The sequence below is a fragment of the Anabaena sp. CCY 9402-a genome (assembly GCF_963920945.1).
Classification (GTDB): domain Bacteria; phylum Cyanobacteriota; class Cyanobacteriia; order Cyanobacteriales; family Nostocaceae; genus Trichormus; species Trichormus minutissimus.
The window spans coordinates 1-9,602 of the sequence record NZ_CAWUDL010000129.1 but is presented as its reverse complement, the minus strand read 5'-3'; the positions used below and the strand labels follow the sequence as shown (position 1 = coordinate 9,602).

Annotated in this window: 1 protein-coding gene; it reads right to left on the bottom strand. The window is 43.4% G+C overall.

The features are described from left to right. Positions 1-29: 29 nt before the first annotated feature. The gene (locus ACM0OR_RS26945; RefSeq protein WP_414579479.1) at positions 30-9,539 is read right to left on the bottom strand and encodes a Calx-beta domain-containing protein; all 9,510 of its coding nucleotides are present in this window, start codon (positions 9,537-9,539) and stop codon (positions 30-32) included. Positions 9,540-9,602 lie beyond the last annotated feature (63 nt).

The window sequence follows — 9,602 nt, the reverse complement described above, 5'->3', positions numbered from 1 at the left end:
CGACCTATATTCATCAATTCACTATTTTGTTATTCTGTCAATGCGTAAGTCCTAAGAATATCTCTTGCATCCACATCTAAGAAAGTATTTTCTGGGATGCTAAAGGTAAAGCTTGTTTCTTCTATTACGGTTTGGTCTGCAATTTGATTTTCTAATGTTGGTGCATTATTAACTGGAGTAACAACCAACGTTACCTGAGCATTGTTGATTCCACCTTTACCATCAGAAACGACATAGTAGAAGCTTTCTGTACCAAAAAAGTTAGCTTGTGGTGTGTAGTTAATAGTCTGGTCTTCATTCAGAGTGATACTGCCTGTAAGCCCATCAGGAGAAGTAAGCAGAGTAATCTGTAAGGAGTCGCCATTGGGGTCAATATCATTAGCCAACACATCTATTGTCACTGGAGTATCTTGATTGATGGTAAAGAAATCCGCCTCAACTAAGGGAGCATCATTGTCGATATTGGCACGTAGGACTGGATTATTGACTTGCTCCGCAGCTTGGTTAATCTGCTCATCAAGACTAGTTCCTGTGTAGATTGCGACAACTGTGTCTGCATCTTTGCTTCCTGCACCAACTTCTTTCAGGTCTTGGGAAATAAGGTTTTGCGCCACATATTGCACTTGGGCAATTTTGGTCAACTTCTCATTTACTTCTATTCCTTGGTCTGCCACAATAGTTTGGATTTGGGCATTGCTGGCAGCAATAACCTCCGCCACCTTAGTTCCGACCTCTGTTGAAACTAAAGGAACGGCTTTTGCAATTATTTCTTGCAAAGTAGTTTCTTTTGTCAAATCTTCTAGTCCCTTCACAGGTTGCGCTACCAAGTAATCAGCCACCTCCTCAATCACTTTGTCTGCTGCTGTTAACGCTGACTGGGTAGAATCCGTACCTTGTAAAAGTTCACTGAGTTGGACGAATAAGCTCTGTAGCTGGACTTGTTTAGCAAATATCTCTACTGCATCAGGATCTCCTTGTTCAGCTGCTACAAGAGCATTGTAATTACTGAGGTCAATTGCGGCGGATAGCCCAAAAGCATCCTTAACTAGGCTACTAGCGGCATTAGGTGTCCGTTCTGACCGAGCCAGTTTAGTGGTAAGACGCTCGAACAACTCCACAAAGAACGGTTCCAGTGCCGCCGCCGTTGTCGTGGAATCTATTAACGGCACTACGACGTTGGCGATTTGGTCAGCTATCTCAGTCAGGGTCATTGTCCCATCAGCTAAGAGAGTTGTGATGATTTGACTGTTCAGAGCTATCTGGCTTAAAAATTCGTTCAGGTCGGATTCAGGAACGGCGAGTCCAGGGGCGGCTGACTGCAATACGGTAATGGCGTAAGTCAGTAAACTCTCAATATCAATGACTTGATCGAGTGCAAAAGTTCCATTGGCGATCGCCATCACGACTGCATCCATGAGAATATTAGCAATAGAAATTTCTGTAAGAGTGCCAGTTTCAGCTTGGCTATTGAGAATCAAATCAGTGCCGCGAATGAGGAAGTTTTGCAGTTGCACTCTCGCTGCTAGAACCTGTACTCCCCGATTTTGTAGGGCTGCATCTTCTGTTTGGGCTAGGGCAGTGAAGGGATTGAAATTAATTAAATCAACATCAATAGCAGCTAAACCTAACCCATTTTGCAGTTGAGTTTCGGCTGATTGGAGGTCAAGTTCGGACAGTTCCGCTACCAAGGTCGTGAACGGAGTGGCAACAGTTGCGTCTGCGGTTGTTTTTAGAGGGACTGTCTGTAGTAGATTGGTAGAAGTGTCAATTCCTTCGATGACGATGATTTGCCCTTCAGTGGAATCAATTTGACCATTCTGGTTGATGTCGAACAATGTTAGGGGAATATCAAGTTGATAAGAACCGTCAGCGTTGGTATAGCTGAAGGGTTCTCCTAAATCCCACTGCCCGTTGAAGTTAGCATCAAAAAATACCTGTCCTCCAGCAAGATAGCCATCAAATACACTGCCAGTTTTAATACCTGTAGGACCTAAATCAAAGGTAAATAATGGGAACGTAGCTAGATTTGCTTGGTAAACTGTCGCTCCCACAACTTTAAATTGAGCTGCGAGGAAGGCATTGATGGCACCGTACAAGCGGAACACATTCCACAGTCCCCCATTTTTGGATTGTTGGACAATCTCAGAAATGTGAACGCGTCCATCACTCTTGCCAATGGTTTCACCGACATCAATCAAGTCAATGTTGGCAATGCCTTTAATCCCACCTGTAAGATAACCAGATGCGACTAATACATCAACTCCAACACCAGCAGCAATTGTCGCATTAAGTGTTACTTCCGGTCGATCTTCTCCTGTGCCATCAACATTTGTGCGATCGCTGATGTAGATTCCATCTAAAGGTAATAGAGAATCAATAGTATCAAAGGTGTCGGCTTTAATTTTACGGGCTAGTTTATTGATGCCACTCGTATCAAAGCCAAAAGCGAGATTTAACTGAGCATTAAAGTTTCCTTGCAAAATTCCTGAAATTGGTCCCCAAATCGGGAAAGTTCTTTCCACACTAAAGTCAAGGATAAAAGGTGGAAGCTGTAGCCCCAGAAGTGGAACGTCTTCGCCTTGAATAAGACCTGGAATATTGGAGAAAATTAGGGGAGAGATAATGCTGTCATTGAGGACAGTTTTCGCTTTGTCGATTAATCCTTTTTGTTTGGCAGTTGCTGTTGTATTTTGGGTGGTTAACTGGTCAATTACTTGTTGAGTCGTGAGATTCCCTGCATTAAGATCAGGTGATTCTGGATAAGTAACGCTGCCAAAATTAATAATAATCCCTGAATCCTGTTCAGCTTTAAATTCGGAGAGAATGTTAATGTAGGTAGCGATTTTGTTAATATAAGATAGCCAGTTGTCAGCCGACTGAATCGCTTCATCAATGTTTTTAGCCTTATCAGGACTCAGTATTTTTCCGATACTGCCTGCTAGTTCTAGAACGGTTACTTTCCCGTCTTTATTGATGTCAAAAGCAGGGGTTAATCCCAAACTGGAAATTAGTTTTACTTCACTGCTTAACGCATTTATAACTGGTCGAAAAGGTGCGATGTATTTGTCCGCTTGTTCTGCAAAAGGTTGTACTTGTTTTCCTAACCATGAACCCAAATCTAAACGAATATTCTCAAGCGAGGCAGTTAGGGCAGGTTTAGTGGGGTCGTTGACAATTTTGCCTTCACGGTTTTTATACTCATACAGAAACGGAGTATAGTTGACTGCTATTTCTGTTGCTAAATTAGGTAATCCTTGACCTAAGTTATCCAAACCGACTTGGGCTTTAAGTCCTAAATTCGCTGAAACAGACGCACTAGCTACAAACTGGTCTCCTAAAAGTTTAAGGGTAGAACCATCTAGTGATTGATTATTACCAAACTCTGTGTAACTAAGCCGACTGCTGTCATCTCTGAGGACAACTAATTTTCCGTCTCCGCTATCATATCGACCGTTACCATTCTTATCTAAAGCTGGAATAACCGGGAATGTACCATCATTTAGGGCATTTACAAAAGGCTCGCCGGCAGTAAACTCTACTGTTTCGACAATGCCATCATCAGTAACTGTCCAAACTTTTTGTTCAGTTAGTGGGGTAAATAAGCCATCATTATTGTTGTCTGCAAAGAGAATTGCTGGTTTAGCTTTAACTGCCCAAAGTGTATATATTCTCCCTTCACCATCAGACTCGCTATATTTACCATCTTGATTAAGGTCAAAGTTATCCTCAATCGGTAAATCAAATGTTTGACCAAAGGATGTAGTTCCAGGTTCTTTTTCTCCTGGATCTTCTTGTCCATTTTGGTTGAAATCTACATAGTTCCATATTCCATCATCATTGGCATCGAGAAAACGGAAACCATTAGTCTTGTCCTGATCAAACTGGAGCGCATAGTCTGGCACATAAGTATATAACGTACCTCGATTTTCATAGCGATCATCTCGGTCGTAGTAGCCATTAAGATTACTGTCAAACCGGGCTTCATAGGCTAAATCAAAAGTTCCATCCGGTAATAATCCGCCTTTAGGTTCAAAACCCTCGTCAATACCACTATCATTGACATCAAACCAGCGAACAGATGGGCTAGGAAATAGCGTCGGTTCTTGATACAAACTTGGGCTAGTCTTGTTTTTACTAAGATTCTCTGCATCGTAGCGAATCTCACTGGTTTGTGTGAAAACAATTTCTGTACCTTCTTCAGGGTCGTACTTACCGTTGCCATTTAGGTCAAATTCAGGTATAACTGGTAACTTGACAGCTTTAGCACTACCAAGAAAGTTTTTCCCTGTTACTACTTCATTAACATCCAATTTGCCATTTTTGTTCGCATCTAAAAACTTATAACCAACCCCAATATCAGCATCTTTTAAACCAACTTTCACAGTCAAGCCAGCTTTGGTTTTTGTGCTGGAACTACTATCGTTATCTCTGAAAGTTGCTGTTAATGGTCCCAAAAAGCCATCAGCTTGGAATCCGGGTAGGGATATTCCAAAATCAACTGTGAAGGAAGTTGCATCAGTGTCTATAAAGAAGTCTCCGTTTACCTGCTCACCTGACAGAAAACTAAGAATTGGGTCAGTGCTATTCGGGTTAACCTCCTGACTATTCGCTTTTACTGTGTCGAAAACAGGATTTAATGAAGCACCTGAATCTTTGATGCGCGACAGAGATTCAGGAGAATTTGGTTTGAATCCGAAGCCTAAAGATAAGGTAGCAGTTGCTGCTAATTCGGCTTTACCCTTAATTTCCAATCCAAAACTGTCACTACCGAGATCAGTTTTTAAGTCTGCTTCCCAGACGGGGTAGGATAAGGAAATTAAAAGTTTAAAACCCAATCCATTTTTTGCCGCAATACCGCCACTCACTTTTGGCTTTAGAGGCGTGTTGGCGAGAGCAGATGTAAGACCTTCTCTGATGAAGGTGATAAAATCATCCACTTTGACCCCACCCGTCTGTTTACCCGCATCTTTTATTTTCTCTGTCAGAGCAAGCTTAAACGGCATGAGGTTACTGGCTATATCATCGGAAATGCCGCCAATAATTGGGATGTCTAAAGTTTTAAGTTGTTCTTGCAGTTGCTGATCTAAGTTATCCAGAATCTCATTGAGATTATCACTGATGACGGTCATCTCTCCTTCACCCAGCACGCGATCGCTCACATCTATTACTTCTACTGGCACCGAGGGAATGGTAAGCTGATTGTAAACTTGATCTGTGCTGCTGAGGCTGAGGGTCAGGGGAATCGTTTCACGGGGTTCAGTCACTGCATCTTCAATCGCTTCCACAATTACTGTTTGCGGAGTATTCCAGTTCTCTGCGGTAAAGGTAAGGCTAGTTTGATCCGTTTCCCAATCTTCACTTGTGCCTAAATTAATCGTGACATCTGCTGTTGGCTGGCTGGTTAGCTGTACTGCAAAAGCATCCAGTTTTCCTGTTTCCTCTACTACTGTAGTGCCATCAGTTTGAATAATTTGCACCCCAACTTGGTCATTATCCTTAACATTGACTGCGATCGCGCCAACTGTTAAATTGTTGTACTGAGTGTCACTACTGCTAAGGGTGTGGCTAATACTTGTTGTGCGATCGCCCTGTGCAATAAAATCATCTTTAACTGCGACGCTGACAGTCTGGGCTACATTCCAATTATCTGAGGTAAAGGTGAGCGGTGCAATAGATTGTAGTTGAGGATCAGCATTAACGGTAATCGTTACATCAGAATCAGGTTGGCTAGTCAACACTACTGAGTAGGTATCAGTAATCCCGTTCTCGTTGACTTCGGTAATATTTCCCGTCTCTAGGAAACGCACCCCCGCCACATCATCTTCTACAACTTGCACATTCACAGCACGCGGGACAATACTGGTATAGTTAGCCTCTTGAGTGGTGACTGTATGGTTAATACTACCAGAACGGTCTCCTTCAACTCGGTTATCATTAATTGCTGAGACAATTACTTGTTGCGGAGTCTGCCAAGTATCTGGAGTAAAAGTTAATGTGGTTTCGTTAGTTTGAAGACCAGTGCTGGGGTTTATATTTATAGTTACATCAGAAACAGGTTGGCTAGTTAATACTACGGTATAGATATCGCCCGTACCGCCTTCATTCACTAAAGTACGATTGCCTGTCTCGTTGATCCGCACGCCAGAAATGTCATCATCGTAAATCGTGACTGTCCCTTGATTAGCACTGCTCAAGTTATAACCAGCACCTGCTTCCAAGGTAAGCTCTACAGTTTCACCACCAAGCTCAGTAATTGGATCTTGAATGGGAAATACCTGTACAGATGTTCCTGTCTCACCCGCCGGAATAAAGGCTGTCCCGCTCAAGGCTATATAATCAGTACCCGAAGTCGAGGTACTACTATTATTAATACTGTAGTTCACCGTGATGCCACCGTTGGGAGCAGGGTCACTTAAGACTAGGTTGAACGCCCCCACCACCAAACTCTCTTCACTCGCTGAATCGGTGCTGACGATACTCAGAGTGGGTAAGTCATTATCAGTAATACTGACATCAAGATTGGGAATATTTGTATTAACAGAATAGTTAGAATCTGCTGAATTGAGAATAGAGTGGGTAATGCGACCAAAATGATTGCCTTCTACCTGAGTATCATCTACTGCTTTTACATAGATGGTTTGGGCAGTGGTGTCGGTATGAGACAGTATGAGTTCGGTAGCGTAGGTAGTATTATCTAAACTAATGAGTAGTTGGTCATCAGCCTGAATCAGCACCTGAACCAGTCCCGTGGGGGTTTTGGTCAACGCTAGTTCATAGGTATCAGGACTGCCCCCTTCGGTCGTTTGGGTGCTATTTCCGCTAGGAATTACTAAAACTCCATAGCCATCATCATCAATATTTGTTACCTCAAATGTGCCGAGGTTGAGGTTGTTATAGTTAGCATCTAAACTATTGGCATTGAGGTTGAGGTTATAAGTCTGGTTACTATCGACTTCCGCATCGTTAACCCCAGTTACTGTCACAGTCTGGGGAGTATTCCAGTTACTAGGATTGAAAATCAAGCTTGATTGGTTCAAACTACCTTCAGTAGTGTCAAGACCATCTAACGTAATGCTCACATCTCCTGTCGGTTCACTGGTCAGCACCACCTCAAATTGAGTCTCACCCCCTGCTTCAGTTGTGATTCCTTGGGTTGGTGAGATAGTTGCTCCAGGTTGGTCATTGTCCAACAGGGTTAGATTAGAACTAAATTGGTTAGTATCGAGGGTATAACCTTCTCCTTCACTTAAGGTAACAATAACCGTCTCAGAACCTTCTGCAACGGCATCGTTAATGGGGTTAATCACAATCAGGGCATTTTTGTTTCCCTCTGCTATCACCACTTTTCCAGAGGTAGCCTGATAGTCGTTTCCAGATGTGGTGCTGCCGCTAAGTGTATAGTTGATAGTTGCACCACCGGAAGGCGCAGGGGCATCCAATTGGATTTGAAACTGACCTACAACTCCGTCCTCGCTGGCATCCTGCACTTTTGTAACTTTAGCTACAGGGAAAACCTCGTTATCTTGGATGACCAGAGTGGCTGTTGTTTTAGTGACATCCAGGGTATATAAGCTGCCTGTTTGCGGAGGATTGAGAGTAACAACCACAGTCTCATCTGGGTCGTAGATGTTTTCATCTATGGGATTTATGGTGAGATCAGCACTGGTTTGTCCCTGGGGAACAATAATACTACCACTCAACAGTTGATAATCTAACCCCGCAGTAGCACTACCACTGACAGTGTAAGGAATAGTAGTTCCTCCATCTAATGCTGGACTAGCTAAGGTGATGGTAAATCTTCCTTCGGTTGGTCCAGTTTCGCTGGGTTGTCCAGGATCTGCGGTAATGCTGGCAACAGGGATGATTTCGTTATCTTCAATGTCTAGGGTTGCATTGGTTTGAGCAGAGCCGACTAATGTGTAACTCCTACCGCCAGTATGTTGTGGGGAGTTGGCGGTTGGCTCTTGCAGAGTGATTATGACATTTTCACCAAGCGGCTCATAAATTGCGTCATCAATTGGGTTGATGTCAATTACTGCTTCGGACTGACCTTTTGGAATTGTAATGCTGCGAGTAATGCCATTAAAATCTGTTCCTTCTGTTGCAGTTCCACTTACTTGATAGTTAATGGTTGCATCACCTTCTAGGGCGGGAGTAGCTAATTTGACTTTGAACTGACCTACAACTTCATCTTCTTCAAAGGCATCAGAAATTTTCTCTATACTGGCAACAGGTAAGATATCGTTGTCTTGAATTGTTAGGGTTGCACTGTTTTTGGTTGAGTCAATTCCGTAATACTCCTGAGAAGTGATTGTGATCTGGATGGTTTCATCGGGGTCATAAAGAAAATCATTTTTCGGAGTGACATTTATCGTTGCAGTCTTTGACCCTTTGATAACTAAAATATTTCCTTGAAGCGTATTGTAATCAATATCACTAGTCGCAGTACCGCCGACAGTATAATATACTCTGAAGTTAGCCGGAGCAGGCTCGGTCAAGTTTATGATAAACGTACCAACTGCCCCATCCTCTCTAGGATTACTTCCCGCAACCACGCTAACCACTGGTTCATTATCAGCGATCGCGACAGTGGCAGTCTTTTGATTATTGTTGATGTTGTAAACTCCTGAATTTAGAGTCAAAACAACGGTTTCATTGCCCTCATAGATTGAGTCATCAATCATAGTAACGTCGAGGGTAGCACTGGATTCACCTTTGGGGATGGTTACAGTTCCTAATGTGTTGTAATCTGTACCCTGGGTTGCCGTTCCAGCAATACTATAGTTAATTGTCAACGGCACAGGTGTGGCTTTGTTCAGATTGAAACTGAACACACCTGGATCACTGAACGTACCTAGAAAATTGCTATATTCCTTGGTATCAGATGTCTTAACTACATTTAGTGTGGGCAAGCTTTGAATATTATTATTACTGGTAGGAGAGGATTTTCCATCAAAGTAGTAGTCATAGGCGATCGCTCCTGGATTTAAGGCATAAACCTGACCACCATTGCGAACAAAGAAATCATCCCCTAATCCCTGTCCATCATTAGCTCCAGATCCTCCCATAGCGGAATTCGCTACGAAAATGTTTTGGGAACTGTTGTTGAGTAGAACTAAAGTGGCTCCTGAGTTGACAAAAATGCCACCTCCTAAGCCAGCACCACCGCCACCAATTCCGCCGATGCCACCAGAGCGAGTGTTGCCTCCTCCTTCTCCTGTTCCTCCACTTCCTCCATAGCTACCACCAACACCAGCATCCCCTCCAAAGCCTCTTGAACGTTGGGTATTAAAGTTTGCAGCACCGCCGCCGCCGCCGCCGCCGCCACCGCCACCACCACCAAAACCACCTCTTCCTCCTGTTCCTCCCGATCCTCCAGAACGAAGTGTGGTGCTTGCTTGACCGCCACCGCCACCGCCGCCACCACCTTGACCAAACTTTCCAGAATCACCATCTTTACCAGGTTCCCCGGTACCACTTCCAGCGTCTAAGCCACTGCGTCCACCACGTCCACCACCAACACCACTCAAACCGTTCAATCCACCAGTGATAAGTAATCAAACAAAATTAATTACACAAATTAATATACAATATAATTTAGG